Origin of the sequence: Thermotoga maritima MSB8 (genome assembly GCF_000008545.1) — a bacterium.
GTDB classification, from domain to species: domain Bacteria; phylum Thermotogota; class Thermotogae; order Thermotogales; family Thermotogaceae; genus Thermotoga; species Thermotoga maritima.
The window spans coordinates 1,185,099-1,206,873 of the sequence record NC_000853.1; the positions used below are offsets into that span (position 1 = coordinate 1,185,099).

The 21,775-nt window shown below is 44.5% G+C and carries 21 protein-coding genes and 1 tRNA gene; 7 read left to right on the forward strand and 15 right to left on the reverse strand.

Annotated elements, in window-relative coordinates:
• Window positions 1–13 precede the first annotated feature (13 nt).
• The 3 genes from TM_RS05945 to TM_RS05955 are packed head-to-tail and all read right to left on the reverse strand — an operon-like array spanning window position 14 to window position 3,178.
• Window positions 14–727 carry an SDR family oxidoreductase gene (locus TM_RS05945; RefSeq protein ID WP_004080200.1) on the reverse strand — a complete coding sequence of 238 codons (714 nt, stop codon included), beginning with the start codon at window positions 725–727 and terminating at the stop codon, window positions 14–16.
• Window positions 705–2,561: an HD domain-containing phosphohydrolase gene (locus tag TM_RS05950; protein ID WP_004080199.1), complete on the reverse strand. Its 1,857-nt coding sequence runs from the start codon at window positions 2,559–2,561 to the stop codon at window positions 705–707. Before TM_RS05950 ends, TM_RS05945 begins: the two co-directional genes overlap by 23 nt.
• A gap of 11 nt (window positions 2,562–2,572) precedes the next feature.
• Entirely contained in the window at window positions 2,573–3,178 is a 606-nt protein-coding gene (locus TM_RS05955; protein WP_010865275.1) for a Crp/Fnr family transcriptional regulator, read from the reverse strand.
• Between the two features lie 89 nt (window positions 3,179–3,267).
• Between TM_RS05955 and hcp the strand changes: the two genes are divergently transcribed.
• Window positions 3,268–4,563: a hydroxylamine reductase gene (gene hcp, locus TM_RS05960; protein WP_004080194.1), complete on the forward strand. Its 1,296-nt coding sequence runs from the start codon at window positions 3,268–3,270 to the stop codon at window positions 4,561–4,563.
• Window positions 4,564–4,588: 25 nt separating this feature from the next.
• Here the strand turns inward: hcp and TM_RS05965 are convergent, their stop codons facing one another.
• The 10 genes from TM_RS05965 to smc form a co-directional block, all read right to left on the reverse strand.
• Window positions 4,589–5,563, reverse strand: coding sequence for an arsenic resistance protein (locus tag TM_RS05965; protein WP_004080192.1), 975 nt, complete (start codon window positions 5,561–5,563; stop codon window positions 4,589–4,591).
• 45 nt (window positions 5,564–5,608) lie between these two features.
• Window positions 5,609–5,962, reverse strand: a complete 354-nt coding sequence (locus TM_RS05970; RefSeq protein ID WP_004080190.1) for a hypothetical protein — start codon at window positions 5,960–5,962, stop codon at window positions 5,609–5,611.
• Complete coding sequence (locus TM_RS05975; RefSeq protein ID WP_004080188.1) at window positions 5,955–6,167, reverse strand: ATP-binding protein; 213 nt, start codon at window positions 6,165–6,167, stop codon at window positions 5,955–5,957. Before TM_RS05975 ends, TM_RS05970 begins: the two co-directional genes overlap by 8 nt.
• Window positions 6,168–6,170: 3 nt before the next feature.
• Complete coding sequence (locus TM_RS05980) at window positions 6,171–6,440, reverse strand: ArsR/SmtB family transcription factor (RefSeq protein WP_004080186.1); 270 nt, start codon at window positions 6,438–6,440, stop codon at window positions 6,171–6,173.
• Window positions 6,441–6,518: 78 nt separating this feature from the next.
• Window positions 6,519–7,196, reverse strand: a complete 678-nt coding sequence (locus tag TM_RS05985; protein ID WP_004080184.1) for a YjjG family noncanonical pyrimidine nucleotidase — start codon at window positions 7,194–7,196, stop codon at window positions 6,519–6,521.
• Window positions 7,193–8,032, reverse strand: coding sequence for a GNAT family N-acetyltransferase (locus TM_RS05990; protein WP_004080182.1), 840 nt, complete (start codon window positions 8,030–8,032; stop codon window positions 7,193–7,195). The genes TM_RS05985 and TM_RS05990 overlap by 4 nt, the downstream gene beginning before the upstream one ends.
• Window positions 8,029–8,442, reverse strand: a complete 414-nt coding sequence (gene fliS / locus TM_RS05995; RefSeq protein WP_004080180.1) for a flagellar export chaperone FliS — start codon at window positions 8,440–8,442, stop codon at window positions 8,029–8,031. Before fliS ends, TM_RS05990 begins: the two co-directional genes overlap by 4 nt.
• A gap of 11 nt (window positions 8,443–8,453) precedes the next feature.
• Window positions 8,454–9,047 carry a hypothetical protein gene (locus tag TM_RS06000; RefSeq protein ID WP_004080178.1) on the reverse strand — a complete coding sequence of 198 codons (594 nt, stop codon included), beginning with the start codon at window positions 9,045–9,047 and terminating at the stop codon, window positions 8,454–8,456.
• Window positions 9,044–9,583, reverse strand: a complete 540-nt coding sequence (locus TM_RS06005) for an NUDIX hydrolase (protein WP_004080176.1) — start codon at window positions 9,581–9,583, stop codon at window positions 9,044–9,046. Before TM_RS06005 ends, TM_RS06000 begins: the two co-directional genes overlap by 4 nt.
• 2 nt (window positions 9,584–9,585) lie before the next feature.
• Window positions 9,586–13,098, reverse strand: a complete 3,513-nt coding sequence (gene smc, locus TM_RS06010; RefSeq protein ID WP_004080167.1) for a chromosome segregation protein SMC — start codon at window positions 13,096–13,098, stop codon at window positions 9,586–9,588.
• Between the two features lie 73 nt (window positions 13,099–13,171).
• Here smc and TM_RS06015 point away from each other — a divergent pair, with 73 nt between their 5' ends.
• The 3 genes from TM_RS06015 to TM_RS06025 are packed head-to-tail and all read left to right on the forward strand — an operon-like array spanning window position 13,172 to window position 16,732.
• Window positions 13,172–14,311, forward strand: coding sequence for an aldo/keto reductase (locus TM_RS06015; RefSeq protein ID WP_004080165.1), 1,140 nt, complete (start codon window positions 13,172–13,174; stop codon window positions 14,309–14,311).
• Window positions 14,308–16,239 (forward strand): diguanylate cyclase domain-containing protein, encoded by a 1,932-nt coding sequence (locus TM_RS06020; protein ID WP_004080164.1) that lies wholly within the window; start codon window positions 14,308–14,310, stop codon window positions 16,237–16,239. The genes TM_RS06015 and TM_RS06020 overlap by 4 nt, the downstream gene beginning before the upstream one ends.
• Window positions 16,232–16,732, forward strand: coding sequence for a methylglyoxal synthase (locus TM_RS06025; RefSeq protein ID WP_004080162.1), 501 nt, complete (start codon window positions 16,232–16,234; stop codon window positions 16,730–16,732). Before TM_RS06020 ends, TM_RS06025 begins: the two co-directional genes overlap by 8 nt.
• Here TM_RS06025 and TM_RS06030 read toward each other — a convergent pair.
• Window positions 16,729–16,935, reverse strand: a complete 207-nt coding sequence (locus tag TM_RS06030; protein ID WP_004080155.1) for an FmdB family zinc ribbon protein — start codon at window positions 16,933–16,935, stop codon at window positions 16,729–16,731. The genes TM_RS06025 and TM_RS06030 overlap by 4 nt on opposite strands.
• 4 nt (window positions 16,936–16,939) lie before the next feature.
• Window positions 16,940–17,905, reverse strand: a complete 966-nt coding sequence (locus TM_RS06035) for an AI-2E family transporter (RefSeq protein ID WP_004080153.1) — start codon at window positions 17,903–17,905, stop codon at window positions 16,940–16,942.
• 43 nt (window positions 17,906–17,948) lie between these two features.
• On the opposite strand from TM_RS06035, the gene TM_RS06040 reads away from it, so the two are divergent.
• The 3 genes from TM_RS06040 to TM_RS06050 all read left to right on the forward strand — a co-directional run bounded on the left by TM_RS06040 (window position 17,949) and on the right by TM_RS06050 (window position 21,663).
• Entirely contained in the window at window positions 17,949–18,959 is a 1,011-nt protein-coding gene (locus TM_RS06040) for an acyltransferase family protein (RefSeq protein ID WP_004080152.1), read from the forward strand.
• Between the two features lie 90 nt (window positions 18,960–19,049).
• Window positions 19,050–19,125: transfer RNA gene (locus tag TM_RS06045), tRNA-Asn, on the forward strand.
• Between the two features lie 381 nt (window positions 19,126–19,506).
• On the forward strand, window positions 19,507–21,663 hold the full coding sequence (locus TM_RS06050; RefSeq protein WP_004080141.1) for a KAP family NTPase: 2,157 nt from the start codon (window positions 19,507–19,509) through the stop codon (window positions 21,661–21,663).
• Window positions 21,664–21,775: the final 112 nt, after the last annotated feature.

Sequence of the window (21,775 nt, forward strand, 5' to 3'; positions counted from 1 at the left end):
CCCTCTTTTTTCTTTAGAGCGGAAATTTGGAAAGCCCACCATCCACAACAATGGTTTGTCCAGTTAGATAAGAGGCCTTTTCGGAACAGAGAAATGCCACAACACTGGCTATCTCTTCGGGTTTTGCCATCCTTCTCATGGGGATCTGAGATTCCACCTGTTTTTTCTTTTCTTCACTGAGAAGCTCTTTCACCCTCTCTGTCTCCGTCCAGCCCGGTGCCACACAGTTCACTGTGATACCGTACGGTGCCACCTCAAAAGAGAGTGTCTTTAGAAATCCGGTGAGGGCCATCCTCGCAGAATTGGATGTGTAGAGATTTTCTATCGGTGAGATCACGGAGAAAGAAGTGATGGCTACGATCCTTCCCCAGCCCTTTTCTTTCATCGCTGGAAGATAGTTTCTCACAATTTTGATCATGTTCAAAAAGAGGCTGTCGATCGCTTCTTTGAAATCTTCATTCGTAAGTTCATCGAAGAATCCCGCTTTTGGTCCTCCTGCGTTCAGAACGAGGATGTCCACCTCTTTCACCTTTTCGAACAGTAGATCCAGATCCTTCCTGAGATCGCAGACGACGTATCTGTGGCCGCTTCTCTTCAAAAGTTCTTCATTTCTCGCACAGATGGTAACTTCCGCTCCTTCCTGGCTCAAAACATCCGCTACAGCTCTTCCAATACCCCTGCTCGCCGCAAGAACGAGTACTCCCTTATCCCTGATGCCCAGTTCCAAGGTCTCCTCCCCCTTCCAAAAACTCTATGAACTTCTCCACGATGACGGGGTCGAACTGCCGTCCCGCATTTCTTCTCAGCTCTTGAATCGATTCTTCGACGCTCTTTCCTCTCTTGTAGGGCCTGTCGCTTCTCATCGCCTGATAGGAATCCGCCACACACAGAACACGGGCTTCGAAGGGTATTTCTTCACCTTTGAGACCGTCCGGGTAACCTTTTCCGTCCCATCTTTCGTGGTGATGCCTTATCCAGATAGCAACATCTTCAAAACCCTCGATCTCCTTGACCAGCTCGTATCCCCTAACGGGATGTATCTTTATCAGCTCAAATTCTCGTTCGTCGAGTTTACTTGTTTTGTTCAAAACAACCTGGGGTACGTAGATCTTCCCGATATCGTGCAGAAGGCCTGCCCAGTAGAGTTTTTCCAGCTTTTCATCGCCCAAGTCAAACATCCTTCCGATCTCAACAGCGTAATAAGCTGCCTCTTCCGAATGCCCTTTCGTGTAATAGTCGTAATACTCGAGAGCTTTCACCCAGGTTTTCACGATGTCTCTGTAGAGTTTTCTTTCTCTGCTTATCAACTTTCTGTACGTGTATATGGCAGAGACAATGGTTAGAAGCGACTCGAGAACTCCTTTTTCATCTTCGCTGAGATCGCCTTCCAGCACAATGTAACCGTGTTTTTCATTTGAATGGGATATTTCAAATACCGTTCCTTCGACTTTTTCAGGTGCACGATCATCGAGGATCACTTTCAAGTTTTTCACGTTCAGAAGGTATTTCACAATTTGTCCCACTTCGAAAGAGAATCTGGACTTATCTTTAATGAAAACCAGTTTGGCCATTCTCCTCACCGATTCTCTGAACCTCTCGTCGAGTTCTCTGATCTCACCGTAGAGCTTCTCGAGTTCTTCCTGGCTCGCGGAGACCTCCTGATAGAGGTCCTCTATCTCTTCGTTCTGGGCTTTCAATTCTTCGTTTGCTTCTTTCAGCTGGAGGGTTCTTTCCTCAACTTTTCTTCTCAACGAGTAGATGAACGTCAGGGCAATGCCAAAAGATATCACGAAAGCTGCGGTTCCATAAAAGACCACCCTCAAGAACCATGGAGGTGTCACGAGGACAAGTGGTACGTAGTTTCTGATGATATCATTCTTTTCTCCCTCAGAAATACGGCTCAGTCCAGAATTTATGAGCGATAGAACGCTTTCATTACCCTTCAAAACGGCAACGTGGAGATAATTCGTCTCAAGATGAAGAGTTCTGAACTCTGGAAGGAGATTCCCCTTCGAGAGGTAGTACCTTGTCGCTATATCATCACCAAGGAAAACCGATATTTTCTTCTCTTTCAACGCTTTCACGATGGAGGAATAATCGTCGAAGAACTCGAATTCCACATCCGGATTTTTCTCCAGAAGAGTTTTTACAGATCCTTCCCCTCTGAGAGCGCCAACAACGTAAGAAGACAGGTCCGAAAAATCTTTTATGGGAAGGTCTTTCCTGAAGAACACACAGGATCTCATTTCGAAGATGGGTCTGGAAAAAGAGAGGACTTTTTCTCTCTCGGGGGTTTTAAAGATCTGATCGATCGCGTCTATCTTTTTTTCAGTCAACAATTCCTGCGACCTGTACCACTTCACGGGCACGAGCTCGACTTCCACACCAGTTTTCTCTGAAAAAAGTTTCCAGAAATCGACGGAGATCCCGACAAGATTTCCGTTTTCATCGTAAAAAGAAAATGGTGCGTAGTCTTCATCGAGGGCTATCCGAAGGGGCTGAGAAAAGATCGAAATCGATAAAATCAGAAAGAGAAGAACAATCCCCCTGATCCCTATCACCCTCTTTCTGTTCAGATTCTATCATGTTCGAAAGGATTTTTGAGAACCTTTATCCTCCTTCCATGCTTCTCTATGTAACCTTCCCTCTCCAGTTCCTGAAAGACCCTCGAAAGCGCCGGCCTGGCACAGCCAAAGAGTCTGGAGAGCTCCTCTAAGGTGACAGGGAGTGTCAATTCTCTCTTTTCGTTCATGTGACGCACCAGAAAGTTCATCAACTTTTCTCTGAGCGTCTTTGTGGTGAGGAAAAAGAGCTTCTCAGAAACTACCCTGAAGTGTTCCGATACGTCCTTCAAAAAGAAAAGAAGAAGCTCTCTGTCTTTCATCAGAAGATCGAGAAAAACCTCTTTCGGTATCGAGAGGATCTTTGAGTTCTCTCCTGCCACCACGTTCACCGGAAATCTGGGTTCACTGGAGAAGATGAAACCGGATGCAATGATCTGAACGGGCTTTATCTCGTCGATCTCGAGTGTTTTTCCGTTTTCAGAGACGTGTTCTGTTTTCAGAGTTCCTTCCAGGAGAATGAGTACATCTTCTATCGGATCATCCTGGTGTTTCACGATTTCACCTTTTCTGAACACGATCACTTTTCCACATGGAAGCAGTTTTTTCAGATCCACTCTCTCACCCCGTAACAATTGTTACAGACAGGATTATTCCAACCTAATTATACTTCATAGTGGAAAGCCCAGAAAAAGGAGGGAAAAGTATGCAGATGTTCTGTTACCAGTGTTCACAGACCGCGAATGGTACCGGTTGTACAGAGTACGGTGTTTGTGGGAAGAGCCCAACAGTTGCAAGACTACAGGACAACCTCGTCTTCGCAATAAAAGGAATCTCTGCTTACTACTACCACGCGAGAGAACTCGGCTACGACGATCCAGAGATCGCCGGTTTCCTCGATGAAGCACTCTACAGCACTCTCACCAACGTAAACTTCGATGCACAGTCCTTCGTGGAGTACGCACTCGAAGCAGGCCGAATGAATCTGAAAGCGATGCAGCTTCTGAAAAAGGCACACATCGAAACCTACGGAGAACCCACTCCCGTCGAGGTGGAAACCGGAACGAAGAAAGGAAAGGGAATCATCGTGACGGGGCACAACCTGAAAGCCCTCGAAGAACTCCTGAAACAGGTCGAAGGAACGAACGTCTACGTTTACACCCACTCCGAGATGCTCCCAGCGCACGGATACCCCGGTCTGAGAAAGTACAAGAATCTCATCGGGAACCTTGGAAAAGCCTGGTACGATCAGAGAAAGCTGTTCGCAGAGTACCCCGTCGCCATCCTGGGAACTTCGAACTGTGTCTTGATTCCCTCTGAATCCTACAGAGACAGGATGTTCACAACGAGCATCGCAAGACTCCCCGGTGTAAAGCACATAGACGGATACGACTACACCGAGGTGATAGAGAAGGCAAAGAGCCTGCCAGATCTTGAAGAAAAACCGGGAAGTTACAAACTCAGAACAGGATTTTCCACGTCCGTTGTGGTTTCTCTTGCAGACAAAATAAAAGAACTCGTGGAGGCCGGGAAGATAAAGCACTTCCTCGTTGTAGGAGGATGTGATGTGCCGTTCAAGAGGAACGAGTACTACAGAGAATTCGTTCAGAAACTCCCGAAAGAAACCGTTGTGATCACGCTCGCGTGCGGAAAGTTCAGAATAAACGACCTCGATCTCGGAGACATCGATGGCATCCCAAGGCTCATCGATGTGGGACAGTGTAACGACACGATCGTCGCGATAGAAATCGCTCAGGCACTCGCGAAAGTTTTCGGTGTGGAAGTCACAGAACTTCCTCTCACACTCGTTCTCACCTGGATGGAGCAAAAGGCAGTTGCGATCCTGTGGACACTTCTCGCACTTGGCCTGAAAAACATATACGTTGGTCCTGTTCTTCCCGCGTGGGTGAACGAGGACATTCTGAAAGTGCTCACCGCGGAGTTCGGATTGAAAACGATCTCGGAACCGGAAAAGGACATAAAAGAAATACTGAAGGTGTGATTTTCCCCGCCGCCCGGCGGGGTTTTTAACTCTTAGACCACCACTTCTGTATTCTCTCACTGAGATGCAGGTAACTCATGAGGAATATTATCTGAAACAGCGACACAATGGCTGGATACATGGCCAGCTGTCCACTTGCAAAAGACGTAGCCAGCAATCCTATGGTCAGAGCAACGTTCTTGCTCACCGTTGTGAAGACGACCGCCTGATGGTCTTCATAGCTGAGTCTGACTGCGTAACGATTCAGCAGAATCGCTGATGAGATGGCTGTTAAATAGTAAAGAGCAGAGACGGGAGCAACCAGCAGAGAATTTTTCCAATGTTGTACTATCATTTTTCCTTTAGTCAAGAATATTATCGATATTAGTAGATAGAGCGCCAGGATGTTCAAGAGTGAGAGGAGTGGTTTGATCCTCCGGTGTTCTATCTTGAATTTTCGCTCTAAGAATTCCCTTGTGAGCACACCGAGGGTTAGAGGCAGTATCAGCACCAGCAGCAGATCTTTCAGTATCTCTGTGAAGGGATAAGACTCAGATACGACTCCCAAAAAATGAAAAGTGACGGGATAAACCACCATAGACAGGAGAAAGGTGAAAGCAACTATGACACTGGCAGAAACGATGTTTCCCTTAGAAAGACCAACGTAACCAAGTCCCATACTCGAGGACGGAGCCACCGCCAGCAGAATCAGGGAGATTCTGATGGTTGTGGGCACTCTGAAAACAAGACAGAAAAGGTAAAAAAGAAGAGGAGAAACCACAAAGTTCAAAGCCAGGGCAACTAAAAGAGGATTCACAGCATACTTTACGTTTTTCAAAGATTCGAAGGACACGTTGATCATCATAGGGTAGATCATGAGAAAAACCACCGGAAGAACGAGTTTCGACAGTCCCCTGAAATCACCGAGCAGACTCACTGTAGTTCCCACAAGGACGATGCCCAGAGTGTAGAAGAGCATGTTTTTGGAAAAGTGACTCGCCATTTTCTGGATGAAGTTCATACTTTCACCTCTTAAAAGCAGTATGGGAAGCTCTTTCGCTCCCCTTTATTTTTCCAGAACTTCCTTTATGGCTTTCACAGCTTCGTCCGTTGTCATGTTCCTTATGTCAACTCCCACGTGTTTTTCTTTGTCGAATCCAGCTGCCTCGAAAGCGTCTCTGAACATCTTTCTCTGCATCGTGGGATCGCATCCTGCCACGTACAACTTTTCTACGTCCGCTCCCTTGAGAAGTTCCTGAAGGAAAACGTCCCCATCGTCCGAACAGAGCTGTGGATGTATCGCTACAAAATCAACTACCTTTTCTCTTCTGAGGGTGTTCAGCACCTCGAATATGTTCATCTTCTGAAACGAAGGGCATGTTCCCTGACAGACGCACAGAAGGAGTCCTTTTTTACCCATCGGCGCTCACCTCCGCGGAGTAGTTTATCGCCCCGGCTGGGCAGATCTTCTGACAGCCCTTGCAGAACTCCACACATGCATCCGGATTAGAAACCTTTGGCTTTCCGTTCTCAGCGGTGTAAACACCGTGTGGGCAGAAGTTCACACAGGTCAGACACCCGGTGCACTTGCCGTAATCGATCACGGGGTACCAGTTCTTTGCCATTCTTCATTCCCTCCCTTCGGCTATTCTTTCTGCGAGTTCTATCAGTTCCAAAATTCGCGGATCCTTCAAAATCAACCTTTTCCTTTTTCCTTCACGGATCACGTCCACTAGCCCTGCCTTTTTCAAAACGGAGATATGCCTTGAAAGCGTTGATGGGTCGAGATGTTTCATTGCCTCTAGTTCACACATGCAGAGATCTTTCTGTGCGATCTCTTTGAGTATCTCCACCCTCCACCTGCACGCCAGCGCTTTGAAGATCTCTTCAATACCCATTTTTCCACCTTCCTTGTATATTTGTACAATAATACAAATAAAATTTCAACTGTCAATTGTATTAATTCTCTGTGACTCTCACAGGAACTCTTCTACGATCTTCTCCAGTTCTTTGAAATTCCTTGCGACTGGGAAATCTCCAGAGGAGTCACCGTCAGATGAGAAGAGCACGAAATCTATCCCGGCGTTTCTGGCACCCTCGAGATCACTGCTGAAATCGTCTCCCACGTAGAGGACTTCTTCTTTTTTCAATTTCATTCTTTCGAGTGCCAACCAGAAGATGCGTGGATCTGGTTTTTCGACTCCCGCTTCTTCAGAGGTGAGGACGAACTCGAAGAATCTGTCGAGTTTTAGCTTCCTGCTTCTTTTTTCCTGAACGAACCTGACTCCGTTCGTCACAACAGCCATTCGAAGATCTTTCTTTTTCAGTCTTTCGAGGAATTCTTCTGCACCTGGAAGGAAATGGGCTTCTTCAGAGAGAAACTCCAGATAATCTTTTGCAACCTTCCTTGGATCCAGTGGGATGTTCAGTGTTTTCAGAAATTCTTCGAATCTGGCAACAACAACGACATCCTTCGACACCTTGCCTTCTGCAAGCAATTTCCACCATTTCCTGTTTATCTCTCTGTACAAAAACACCTGATCCTCGGTGAGAGGAATTCCGTACTTCAGGAAGGTTCTTTTCAGAGCCTGATCTTCGCTCTTTTCGAAATCCAGAATCGTTCCGTCTAAATCGAACAGAACTCCCTTTTTCAACTCAATTTCAACTCCATTTCGTACTGTACGAGAACTCTCTGAAAGCCGTTCACCTCGAGTGAACGAGAAAGAGGATCGTCTTCGGGCACCGCGGTGCACGTCACAGCTGTTTTTCCGCTCTCTTTCTGGATGTGATCCACGCACTCTCTTATGAACTCGTCCATGCTTCCACGCAGGGCAAAAGCGTCCACTATGAAAACACTCTGGGGAGTCTCACCCCAGACCAGATAACCTTCTCCGTCTCTCCAGCTTGCCCTTTCCATTCGATACCGTCCATCTGCGAGAAGGAGAGTGGTACACTCCCTCTGCCAGTTCGGGTTTCTTTTAAAATCCGTTCTCGCCTTGAGGGCGTACATGTGGATCCTCTTTTCGTCCGTTTCGAAGAACTTCACCGAACCCGTTCCATCTATTCTTCTGTCGAAGAAATAACTGTAGAGCTCTCTTCTCTTTTTGAAACCGTTCTTCTCGTAAAATCGAACCGCCCTTTGATCATCCGCTACAACCTCAAGAACAACGCTTTTTACACCTTTCCACATGAGATGTTCCAGAGCATGTTTCAAAATCATATCCGCAAGTCCCGTTCCTCTCTTCGGTTTGATCACTCCCATGGAGTCTATTCTACCCCTGTCTTTCCTTATGCACAGTAGGATGAATCCCACCGGAACATCATTTTCAAAAAACACGAAAGAATCGTCAAGAGAGATCGAATTTTCTCTCACATCGAGGTTGAAGTTGTAAACATCCCAGTTCACAGGCACCGCATAATCCTTGAAAATCTCATTCACGAGGTTCACAAGATCTATCACAGAAACTTCGCTCGCTTTCTTTATTGTCACCCCATGAGATTCAACCCCCCTTGCTTCTTTTCGGGAGGAGTAACGTTCCCTGCTTTCTTCATAGCTTCTTTCCAGACTTCGAGCAGTTCTTCGAGCATCCCGCGAACTTCCCTGATTTTCTCCACATCCTTTTTCACGTTCCCCTCTACGAGCCTCTGGAACATGTAGTTGTAGAGAGCTCTCAGATTCTGCGCGATCGTTCCTCCCTTTTCCATGTCGAGAGAGAGGTTGAGCTCGGTGATGATGTCCTGCGCCCTCGTCACCTTCTCGTTGAATTCAACGAATTTTTTATCGGCCAGCAAATTCTCGGCCTCTTTCAGAACCTCTACCGCCTTCTCGTAGAGCATCTGAACGAGTTTGGCAGGACTTGCGGTCATCACCATCTTTTCAAGATAAGTGTTTTCTTTCATCTTTTCACCTCTCAGGATGGTTCTTTCTGAAGCAGCTCTTCAACCCTCTTGAAAAACTCTTCGTAATATTCAAAAACGTCTTTGAGCTCTCCATCTATGAGATCCGCTATTTTCACCAGATCTTTGCTTTGAAGAGCGTTCACAAAGTCCGTGAGGATACGAACCAGATTCTCCTCTTCGACTTTCAGCCCGAGTTCTTTCGAATTGATTCCAGTGATCCTCACAGTGTTCATACGGACGTTCTCCATTGCGTTCAGTCCTTCGGCAAGATCGTTTATACTCCTGTATCCCTCTGTGGTTCCAGCAACAACCGCGTCCGCCACTTTGCCGAGGAGAGGTTTCACCCGTTCTATATACCTGAGCACCTCTTCAATCGTTTCGAGGAGAAAATCCTTCAGCGGAGAGAGTTCCAGTTCGATCTCCATTTCCTCGTTTATTTCCATCTGTTTCAGGTCTTCCAGTCTGGACAGAGGTTGTTCTTCGTGGTCTATAACTATTCTCTTCACAACGAGATTCCCTTTGTTTTCTCTCACTCGATTCAGAAGCTCTCCCAGTGTCTGGACCCCTTCAACAACTATCTCCTCGCCGTTCACGATCACCTTCATCGAATCACTCCCTTCGCAAAGAAAAACCGTGTTAGCGCACAGATGGTTTTGGAATCTTCTATCTCCGCGTTCTTGAGCAGAGAAAGTGCTTCTTCAATGGGAACTTCTTTAACCTCGATGAATTCATCCGGGTCTGTGTTCTGAGAGGTTTTCTCCAGGTCTTCGGCAGCGAATATGTGTATCACTTCCGTGGTGAAACCCGGTGTGGTGAAGATCTTTCCAAGATAAGAGAGCTTCTTCGCCCTGTAGCCCGTTTCCTCCTCGAGCTCTCTTTTTGCACATTCTTCCGGTGACTCTCCGGGATCCAGTTTTCCCGCGGGAAGCTCCAGAAGGACCTGCTCGATGGGATACCTGTACTGTTCAACGAACAGAATCTTCCCACCGAGCACGGGAACGATCACCACGGCACCGGGGTGATCCACCACTTCACGGGTGGACTCTCTGCCGTCTGGAAGCCTCACACGGTCCACCCTCACACTTATCATCTTTCCTTCGAAGACTCTTTTACTGTCTATCTTCTCTTCGTAGAACTTCATCGCTACACCTCCAGTATTTTCTCCACCTCTACCGGAACGATGGCCGACACACCGTTCACCATGGTCACCCCATGTAGAAGATCGGCCGCTTCCATCACGATTTTATTGTGTGTGATCACGATGAACTGGGTGTGCTTCGAGTTCTCTTTGAGGAGCCTCTTGAACCTCTCTGCGTTGTAATCATCGAGGGGAGAATCAACCTCGTCGAGCACGTAGAAGGGACTCGGTTTTATCTCCATGAGAGCGAAAAGCAGAGCCAGTCCCACGAGCGCCTTCTCGCCACCCGAAAGAAGACTCAACTTCTGATCTCTTCTTCCCGGCTTTCTTATGGATATTTCAAAACCCGCATCGAGAATGCTCTTGGCTTCAGAAACGATGTTGAGTCTTCCTTCACCACCGAAGAAGAGCAGAGAAATGAACCTGTTGAAACTCTCGTTCACCCTCTGGTAAACGTCGAAGAGCAAGCTCTCCGCTTCTCGATCCGTTTTTTCTATGATCTCTTCGAGTTTTCGTTTTGCTTCCTCGAGATCTTCTTTCTGTTTCAGTATTTCCTCGTACTCTTCACGGAGTTTCTCGTACTCGTCTATCGCCGTGAGATCGACAGGACCGAGGTACTTTATTTTGTTCTCCAGATCTTTTATCTGTCTGTAAATCTCCTCGAGCTTTTCTTCGTCGAGCTCTTCAACGTCCTCTTCGTTTCCAGAGAACTCCTCCAAAAGGTTTGCTATCTTCAATCTGGTCTCCTGAAGAGCCAGATCTATCTGGTGGAGGTGATTTCTCAATCTTTCCTTTTCTTCCTTCAGTTCGTCCATCCTGTTTTCTACTTCCTGAAGCTCTCGCATCTTTTCTTCTTTACCTGATCTGTGAAGTTTCATGGCTTCGAACACACTGTCCATTTCTTTCTTCAAATGCTCGATTTCTCTTTCGTGTTCTCTTATGAACTTTCTGTAGTTTTCCATCTCTTCCTCAAGGCTTGTCATCTGCAGTTTTATGTCTTCTGTTTCCCGGGCAATGCGTTCTATCATTTTTCCCGTGTCGCGCATTTCCTTTTCGTATCGATCTTTTGTTTCCAAAAGATTTCCAACCTCTGCCCTGAGCGTGAAGATCTTTTCGTTGAGTTCATCGAGAATCTTCTTTTCTTTCTCGAGTTCTTCGGAGTATTCGGTCAGCGATCTTTGGAGGTTTTCTCTGTTCTGCTTCAGCTCGTCGATCTCCTCGAAGATCTTTTCTCTTCTCGCGTTCAGTCCTTCCTCTTTTGCCCTGTACTCAACCAGGAGCTTCTCCAGATTTTCCACCTCTTCCTGAAGCTGATTGATAGATCTCAAGATCTCGGACAGAACGGTTTTGGTCGAAGACGATTTCCTGGAGAGTTCGAACAGTTCCCTCTGAACGAGCGCTTCCTGATTTTTCAGGTTTTCCTGTTCTGTCTTCAGACTGGCCAGTTCGTCCCTCTTTTCTGCGATTTGTCTCTCTGTTTCTTCCATCTCCTGCTCCAGGTGCTTCAATTTTATGCGTCTTTCAAACACGTTGCTCGATCTTTCTTCCCTTCCTCCTGTTATGGCTCCTCTTCCGCTTATGAGTTCACCGTCGAGGGTAGCGATTCTGGTGTTCAAGCGGTATTTTTTCTTCATTCTGATCGCGTCGTCTAGTGTTTCCACCACCACGGAATTCCCAAAGAGAAATCCTCCCAGAACTTCCAAGTCCGAAGGAAATTTCACCAGATCAACAGCGTACCCCACAAATCCTCTTTCGTTTTCCAGACCGGATATCCTGTTGAATGAACCGTCTATCAGATCGAGTGGAAGAATGGTCACCCTTCCCGCTTCGTTCTGTTTCAAAAATTCCACGATCGCTTTCGCTGTATCCACATTTCTCACCACGATGTTCTGAGCCGTCCCACCGAGAAGCACGCTCACAGCGAGGGAATACTTTTCATCCACCTCTATCAGATTCGAAACCACGTCCACAAGTCCGGGAAAGCGCTCCTTTTCTTCGAAGACTGCCCTCACCGCCCTCGAGAATCCACGGTACTCTCGCATATCACGCTCGATCATTTCTTTTTCGAACTGGATCTCTCTCAATCTCTTCTCTTTCGCGTCTATTTCCAGATTGACCCTTCTGATCTCTCCCTCGATCTCTTCCAGTCTTTCACGAACAGCGTTCAATTCTTCTGTCAATTTTTTCTCCTCTTCATCGAGTTCTTCCACACGCCTGGATATCTCTTTGAACTCGTTCTTTTTATCTTCGAGCTCTCTTCTCCTCGTTAGTATCTGATTTTCTGTTATTTTTCTCCTCTTTTCGAGGTCTTCGAGCGTTTCTCCTATCCTCAAAAGTTCGTTCTCCAGTTTGAGTATCTGCTTTTCTAACTTGGAGATTTCGTCTCTGACCCTCAGAAACTCTTTCTCCTTATCGTTGAATCTCGAAAGGAGATTTTCTTTCTCTTTTTCGAACTTTTCGAGCTCTTTCGCTTTCCTCTCGTAGTCTCCCATCACTCCTTTGAATATGTACTCCATCTCTTCAAGACGTTTTTTGTACTCTTCTCTTCGCTTCTCCAGTTCATCGAGCCTGGTGGACAATTCCACGTACTTGTTTTCACTGTCTGCGAGCTTTGAAGAGTAGAATCCTTTCATCTCCACGAGGTCGTTCTGTCTTTTCTTGTAGTCTTCGAGGAGTTTCGTGTAGCGTTCTATTTCCTGGTCCATCTCTCCGAACTCACTTCTCAGGGTGCTCCACTTCGTCTCCAGTTCCACCAGTTCTTTCTGGATGTTCTTTATCTTCTCGTTTGTCTTCTTTTCTTCTTCCTGGTAGAACTCCAGTTTTTTTCTTTCTCTCTTCAAAACGTTTCCGTAGTAGATCTTTTGAAGTTCCTCGAGCTGGGCCGTGTACTCTTTGAACCTCTCAGCGCGTTTGGCTTTGAGGTAGAGAGATTTCATCTGCCTTTCGCGCTCAAACAGAACGTCTTTCACCCTGTCGAGGTTCGCTTTCGTCCTTTCGAGGTTCAGCTCTGTTTCCTTTTTCTTCTCTCTGTATATGGAAACACCCGCCGCCTCTTCCAGCAGCAATCTCAGTTCTTCAGGTGAGGCATTAACGATTCTGTCTATCTGTCCCTGTCCCACAATGGAATAGAAATCCACTCCAAGACCGGTACCCGCGAAGCGATCCCTGATGTCTTTCAATCTAACCGGGCTTCCGTTGAGGTAGTAAGTGTTTTCTCCCGTTCTCTTCAACTCACGGGCCACGGTTATTTCCTCTCCGTTTTCTTCAAAGACAAGCTCCACATAGGCAGAGCCAGCCGGTGGAAGGTTCTCCGATCCAGCAAAGATCATATCGAACTTTTCACTCGCGCGGAGTTCTTTCTTCGATTGTTCACCGAACACCCACTTTATGGCATCTATGATGTTGGATTTCCCGCTACCGTTGGGACCAACGATAGCGGTCACGCGATCGGAGAAACCTATCAGGGAAGGTCTTCCAAAGGATTTAAAACCTTTTAAGTAGAGTTTTTTCAGTCTCAAACCGATCCCCTCCCACACGTTAGATTTTATCATTGTGGAGTGATAAAATTGATAACTGCAAGGAGGTGAAAATATGCAGTACAGAGAATTCGGAAGAACCGGAGTGAAGACGTCGCTCCTCGGTTTTGGAGCCATGCGACTCCCCGTCATTGGAGAGGATCATTCAAACATCGACGAAGAGAAAGCCATCGAAATGATCCGTTACGCCATCGATCACGGTGTGAACTACGTTGACACGGCCTATCCTTACCACGGAGGAAACAGTGAAAAAGTCGTGGGAAAAGCACTGAAAGACGGATACCGTGAGAAAGTTTTTCTCGCAACCAAATCTCCCGTCTGGCAGGTGGAAAAACACGAAGATTTTGAGAGAATTCTCGACGAACAGCTGGAGAAACTCCAGACGGATCACGTTGATATGTATCTCATGCACGCACTGAACAAAGAAAGATGGGAGAAGATCAAGAATCTGAGATTCTCCGATTTCTTCGAGAAAGCGAAAGCAAAAGGAAAGATAAGATTTGCGGGCTTTTCGTTCCATGACAGCTATCCAGTTTTTAAAGAGATCGTCGATGGGTACGACTGGGACTTCTGCCAGATACAGCTCAACTACATGGACGTGAACTACCAGGCAGGACTGAGAGGATTGAAATACGCTGGATCAAAGGGACTTGCCGTTGTGATCATGGAACCTCTGAAAGGTGGAAAGCTCGCAAGACTTCCAGAGAAGGTCATGGAAATTCTGAGGAAATACAACAAGAACTGGTCTCCGGTAGAACTGAGCTTCAGATGGATTGGACATCATCCGGAGGTTTCCACCATATTGAGTGGAATGAGCACCCTCGAACAGGTGAAACAGAACATAGATATCATGAGCAAGATCACTCCCGGCAATCTCACAGACGAAGATATGAAGATGATAGAAGAGATAAGAAAAACCCTCGAGTCTTTTGCTGTGATAAACTGTACTCAGTGTGGATACTGCATGCCGTGTCCGAACGGTGTGGATATCCCCGGAAACTTCCGTCTGTACAACGAAACCGTCATGTTCGAAGATTGGGAAGGTGGAAGAAGAACGTACAAATGGCTTGAAAGTCAAAAATCTGCTGCCTCTTTCTGCGTTGAATGTGGTGAATGCCTCAGCAAGTGTCCGCAAAAGCTCGACATACCGAACCTTCTGAAAAAAGTTCACAGGGAGCTGGCAGAGGTCAAATGAAAAAACTCATCTGGCCGGTGCTCCTCGTGGGCACCGCCTTCCTGATCATTTATTCTTTCCTGATCGGCACCCCTCTTGAAATTCACTTAGCGACTCGCTGGGAAATTGCCCTTCCCAGAGTTCTTTTTCTTCTCGGATCTTTTTTGCTGAACACTTTGTTTTCCCTGACAGGATCGTACGTGGTTCTTTTCGGAAGCGTTTCTTTGTTTCTCGGCGCGCTGATGAATCTTCTGGAATTTTTCTTTGTTTATCCGCCTTTGTTCTATGCAGTCAAATTGATCTTTTACGTGGCCGGTTCTCTTCTGCTTCTAATTGGAATCTTCAGAGTATTTTTAAAACTGAAAAGATTCACCCTGATGTTCAGAGGACTCTTCGAGGAAAACAACGACATGGTGATATACTACGACCCATCTGGAAAGATCGTTGATGTGAATCCAGCCGCCGAGAGATTCCTGGGATACACCCGCATCGAGCTTCTCGGAAAAACCATAGAGGAGATTTCTAAGCCAGCTGAAGAAAAGGTGTTGTTTCAAATCTTGAATTTTTCACAGAATGGGATAAAGACTCTGGAAAGAGAATTTCTCTCAAAGGATGGAAGAACCATTCTGTGCGAGTGTAAATTGGTTCCGGTATATGAAGGAAAGAAGATCGCTATGATTCAGGAAATCGCACGCCCCATCGATGATATAAGGAAAATAGAGGATCAGATCAGAAAAGAAAGAAAAAGATTCCTCACTTATTTCAACAACATTCCCGTTTTGAGTGTGATTCTGAGAGAAGATGGAACGGTTGAAGACGTGAACGAAGCAGGCTGCAAACTTTTGGGAGTGAACAGAGAACAGCTTCTGAACAAAAACTGGTTCGACATGTTCCACGAAAGTTTTCCACACGAAACTTTTGAAAGATCGTTCAAAGAAAAAATGGTGCATGAAGGTAGAATAGATGGAAGAGTCATAAGATGGGTGTTCATACCCCTTGAGGAGAACAGAGTGATGGTGACAGGCCTTGACATCACAGAATTGAAGGAAAATCTCACATCTCTGGAAAGTGACAAAAAATTCTATCAGCTTCTTCTGGATCTTTCAAAAAGCCTTCTATCGCTCGGATGGAACGATTTCGTGTTCAAACAGTATCTTTCTCCGCTCGGTGAAGTGTTCGGTTCAAAGAGTGTGGCCCTGTACGAAAAAAAGAACGGGAATTTTGTTCTGACAGCCTCTCTCAACGGTTCTTTCGAAGAGATTTTGTCCAGGATACCGGAAGACATAGATTGTGAGAATGAAATGTTGGGAATTCCTCTTGAGTACGAAACTGAAACTTTTGCAGTGCTTCTCATCGGCTGTGGAAAAACCGACGAGAGACTTTTTGAGATGGCCAGACTTTTGAAAAATTACCTAGAACTCATCTACTGGAAATTGAAGGGGGAGGAGAGGATCCTCTGGCTTGCCGAACGCGATTCCCTGACGGGTGTGTACAACAGAGAAGCGTTCGAAAACAGACTCGCTTACCTCATCAACCTTTCAAAAAGGTACAACAGAAAACTCTCCTTCGTCTTCATCGATCTTGATGATTTCAAGCGTATAAACGACTCAAAAGGCCACCTGGTTGGAGATCGAGTTCTGAAGGAGTTTGTAAACAGACTCACTTCGCTTCTGAGAAAATCGGATGTAGTTGGTAGACTAGGAGGGGACGAATTCGGTATCGTACTCCCTGAAACGGATCGAACGGGAGCGGAAATTCTCATGAAGAGAATAGAAGAGCACTTCAGAGAACCTGTTCTAGTGGATGGAGAATTGTTTTCAGTGAATTTCAGCTACGGTATCAGCGTGTTCCCCGAAGACGGAGAGAGTGTGAAAGAACTCCTGAAGGTCGCAGATGAAAGGATGTACATGAATAAATTCAGCAAGAAGAGGGGGAGAGAGAATGTCTGACAGACCAAGAAGGTACAAGATATTTATGGACAAAAAGAAGAGGATCGCTCTCATAGCACATGACAGAAGAAAGAGAGATCTTCTTGAGTGGGTGAGCTTCAATCTTGGAACGCTCTCCAAACACGAGCTTTACGCTACAGGTACAACCGGCGCTCTCCTTCAGGAAAAACTCGGTCTCAAAGTACACCGACTGAAAAGCGGACCCCTCGGTGGAGATCAGCAGATCGGTGCAATGATCGCCGAAGGGAAGATAGACGTGCTCATATTCTTCTGGGATCCTCTGGAACCTCAGGCACACGACGTGGATGTGAAAGCGCTCATCAGGATAGCCACAGTGTACAACATCCCCGTCGCCATCACAAGATCCACAGCGGACTTCTTGATCTCCTCACCGCTCATGAACGATGTGTACGAGAAGATTCAGATAGACTACGAAGAAGAACTGGAAAGAAGAATCAGAAAAGTGGTGGAAGGCGAGGAGGAAGAGACTTAGCTACAGCCCGAACACCCTCCACAGCTTCCACCACACGAGGAGGAAGAAGAACCACCCTGAACGGAGAAGGAAATCTTCCTGTACACTCTTTCCTTCTCCTTTGAGTTACACTTAGGACATCTCACCTCGTCTATTTTGCTGTAAGAGGTGAATACCGTGTATTCTTCCCCACACTTTTTACACCTGAACGTGTAAGTGGGCATCGTTTCAGCCTCCCATAACGTATTGCTTCCAGAAGTTTTTCAGGAATATCAGAAACGGAAGCGCAATTAGAACACCACCGAAACTGAAAAGATCGCCGAGAATGAGTATCATGATCAGAATGATGAACCAGTGAACGTTCAAGGTGTTGCTCTGTATCTTTGGAGCGAGCACCCACATTTCCAGTTGATTTGCCGCGACGAGGATGATCGTTCCTATGAGAAGACCGCTCAGGCCATGAACGGAAAAGGCGAGCATCAGAAGAGGAATGGCAGATATCACCACCCCAAGATACGGAACGAAATCCGTCACGAAAGCAAGCATTCCTAAAAAGAACGCACTCGGTATTTTGAAAATGAAAGCACCAAAGCCAACAAACAGACCGACGAATATCGCAACGAGCACCTGACCACCCACGAACCTCTCGAACTCGGTGTAAGTAGTTTTCAGGAACTCTTTACCGTCACTGGGATTTGTGGGAAACAGGTAGTGTACATTTTCTTTTATGAGTCTCTTCAACGAGGACACGATAAAGGCCGTGATCACTATGAGTATGGCAGCCGTTATGAAAGAAGGAACGTAGCCTACGATTTTGTTCACAAGCGAGAGTGCCCCTTCTGAGAAGGATGCGCTGATGCTGCTCAAGATGGAAGACAACCATCCGGGTATGTCGATGTTTTCCAAACCCGATCTTATTCTGTCTATCTCAGAGAAGACCTTCTGGGCTTCTCTTACGATCACCGGAAAGAAATTAACAGCCGAGTAGGCTATCGTGAGGAAGACCAGAACGTTCGATATCACGCGAGGAAGAACGCGCGGTTTTTTTATGAATACCTCCAAAAATCGCGCAACGTAATCGATAATTATCGAAAGATACAGTCCCATTATCAGAGCGGTTATAATGAAAGGGGAAAGTTTTGCGAGTACTAAAAACAGAACAAGATACAGCAGGGCAAAGTGTTTGTTCTTCAAGTTCTTCACTCCTTTCGATACTATTTTAGCAGAGGTGGGACAGTTGGAATCGTTGAGGGGGCTTTTGATTCTGTTCGTTTTAACGGGCCACGCCATCGTGGGGGTGTACAGAGACCTCACTTTTCTCGTTCCACTGCTCAGATTCGTGAGTCCTTCCGTTTTCGTCTTCGTGTATCTGTTCGGATATTCACAGGGAAGAGTGAAAAAGAATCCTTTGAAGATTCTCCAGAAGGCCTCTTCCTTCTTTCACTTCTATCTCTTCTGGGCTTCCCTTTCTTTCCTTGCTTATGTGTTGTTAGATGGAGAATATACAAACGTCTGGGTGACAAAGAGGGTTTTCAGCGTTGATGATTCAATACTCAAAAAATATCTGATCACCATCTTTTCTTTCACAGGATCGTGGCAGTACTATTTCGTACTGGTTGTAATGATTCTGCTGCTGATATCGATTTTCATAAAAGATCCGCGGAAGATTCTGCCGTTTTCCTTCGCCGGAGCAGTTGTTAACTCATCCTTCGTGAGTTTCTGGTTCCTCACGAAGAACAGACTCCTTCCTCCCATAGAAGGTGCCTTGATCACTTATCTCAATCCCGTTCACTGGCTTTTTCCATTTCTGATGGGATACAAAGACGCTGTCGAGAGAAAGAAGAGAGAACCACGAAAGCTATCTTTGTTCCTATACGTCTTTCTCTTTGCGATCGGATCTCTGGAGTACTGGAACGCGTACGGAAAGTTCCACACACTTTTGGGAGTCGATCAATTTTCCCTCACAGGAGTGCTTCTGGGAATCTACAGTATAGAGGTGTTCACCTGGCTGGCTGAAAAAGTTAATCTGCCTTTTTTGAAAAGGATGGGAAGGTATTCTTTCCTTCTCTTCATGATTCACATGCCGTTTCAGTGGATGTTCTACGTGTTCCTCGACTCTTTCGTAGATCTTCCCGAGTGGTGCTGGGTGATCATCATGGTGATGTTTTCTTTGATCTTCATGGAGATTCTGCTGAAACTGTCACGGATCCTTCCAAAACCGGTAAGAAAAATAGTCATCGGGGCTTGATATCAACCTTTTTTTCAACTTTTTCATTCATTTTACCATCGAGTCCACTTGAAATTCAGGAAGGTATGTAGTACAATTATCCGTGGAGGTTCCGGCGTAGCTCAACCGGTAGAGCGCCTGGCTGTTAACCAGGTGGTTGCAGGTTCGAGTCCTGCCGCCGGAGCCATTTTTTTATTTTATACCCTCCTTTTTTGGTATCCTCCACTTTGGTCACAGTTTTAAATCTTACTGTAGGAGTTGGCAAGATTGATATTTGTTTCAAACTCTTTCTAAGGTATACTTCCAACTTATCCATATATGAAAAATCAAACTCTATTTTTCGCTTGAAGGTTTGATGATAACGAGACCCTAAACTATTCTAAAACTATGATATCATTTGTGATGATAAATTCCAGCAAGTTAAAAACTCTTCTTTTTGACAAGCAAGTGGTTAAACTTATGGAAGTTTTTAGAGAAATGATAAGCCAAGAAGCAGTTACAAAATATTTAAAAATTATTGAAACCAACAAATGAGAGTCTGCCGTCGTTTATACAGGGGGGTAAAAGCATGACTGAGAAAAAAATAATTCTTGCAGATGAACCTTTAAAATCTCCAGATCAAGACAAACTGGGTTTTGCACCCTTTGCAAAAAGGATTGCTACTGTTATACAAAGTGTACAACTGAGGGAAAGCATAGTTTTTGCAGTATACGGTAAGTGGGGGTCTGGAAAAACAACTTTTATAAACTTTCTTACTTCTTATCTTAATCACGATAGCTCTATAACTATCGTCAAATTTGATCCTTGGTGGTTTAGTGAAAAAGAAGACTTGATTCGACAATTCCTCAGCAACCTACAATTTACCTTAAATAAATCAACAAAGTTTAAAGATATTGCAAAAATGTTGAAACCTTATATAGAAACTCTTGGAGAGATTCCGAAATTTGGCTGGATTTTTAAAATAGCTAGCAGATTCAAAAAGAATTTGCAAAAAAGCGTTATTGAAACTAAAGAAGAAATCATCAATCGATTAAAAGAGAAAGACGGAAAAATAGTTGTAATAATAGATGATATAGATAGGCTCACAGCAAAAGAGATAAGAGAGCTTTTTACAATTGTTAAAGCAATTGCAGATTTTCCAAATACTGTGTATATTCTTGCCTTTGATAAAGACATAGTGATAAGAGCTTTAGAGAAAGTACAGGAAGGAAAGGGTGAAGATTATTTAGAGAAAATTATTCAAATTCCCATAGAACTACCCTTAGCTGACAAAACTTCCATTAGAAAAATGTTGTTTGAAGAGCTTGACGCAGTACTGTCTGGAACATCAAATGAACTTTTTGACTCCACCTACTGGAGGAATGTATATTGGGATGGAATCGATCCGTTTATTAATACGGTTAGAAATGTTAAAAGATTAATCAATACGATAAGAGTAACCTATCCTTCTGTAAAAAATGAGGTTAATGCTGTAGATTTCATTGCTATCGAAACTCTTCGTGTTTTTTGTCCAGAAGTTTATAGTATTGTAAAAGATTATCCAGACATGTTTTGTGGATATAGTGGTGAAATCTATGATGTTTCACGACGTCACATAGAATTTTTAAAACAATTTCATCAAAATTGGTTATCTCGCTTAAACTTTCCAGATGATCTTAAAGAAAACATAAAAAACTTACTAAAGAGATTATTTCCTAAATTCGAAAGTGTTTTTGAAAACATCTATTATGGACCAGATTGGGAGCGGGAATGGAGGAAAAAGTATAGAATATGCTGTAAAGAAATTTTCCCAAGGTTCTTTATTTTTTCTGTTCCGTCAGATGACTTATCGAAACATGAAATGGATTTTATTTTGAGTTCTCTTCATAATAAAGAAGCTCTTATCGAACACTTAAAGCGCCTCGCTACACAAATTCGCTCTGACGGTTCTACAAGGCTCAGTATATTTTTAGAAAGAATGGAAGACTATGCTTCTGAAATTTCACAAGACTATATTCCAGTTGTTATTGAAGTTTTCTTTACTATAGGGGATAAACTCATAATCCCAGAAGATGAAAATAAAAGTTTTCTTATTCCTTGGGGAAACGATATTAGAATGGAAAGAATAATTTGGCGTCTTTTAAGGAGATACGACAATAACAGTAAAAGATTTGAAGTCTTGAAAAACGCTTTTAAGAATGGACAGGCACTTTTTATGATGGTAAACGTGTTAATATTATTTTGGCAACAACATAGAAAATACAGAGATGCCAAAGAATCTGATGCTATTTTACTGGATGAAAATCATTTAAAGACACTACAAGAGATAGTGTTAGACAAAATAAGAAAGGCGGTAGAAGAAGGCAGTTTGTTAAATACTCCTTCTCTTCCAGTTATTCTACATCAATGGCGAGAATGGGCAAATGAAGATGAAGTGAAGGAATGGGTAAAGGAAATCGTATTTTCAGATGAAAAACTACCGATATTCCTAACAAAATTTTTACAAAAAACGGTTTCATGGACAGAAACTAGTAGAGCGACTAATATTTATTGGCAAATTGATCTAAATTGGTTGAAAGATTTTATAAATCTGGATTTTTTAGAGAAAAGATGCAATGAAATATTATCTAATGACTCGATTATTGGTACATTAGAAGATAAGCAAAAATTAGCCATAAGGCTCTTTTTGAATGAAAAAACTAAGAGTCTAGACAGCTCTACAGAAGAACAGGGGAAAGATGGTTGACTTCAATCCTGGTAGATTTCGATCATTCAATAAGCAAGTATCTTTGAAGGAAACTGTACCATAGGAAAACTCCGACCGTAGAGTTACAAATTATTTCGATATAACGGTTTCG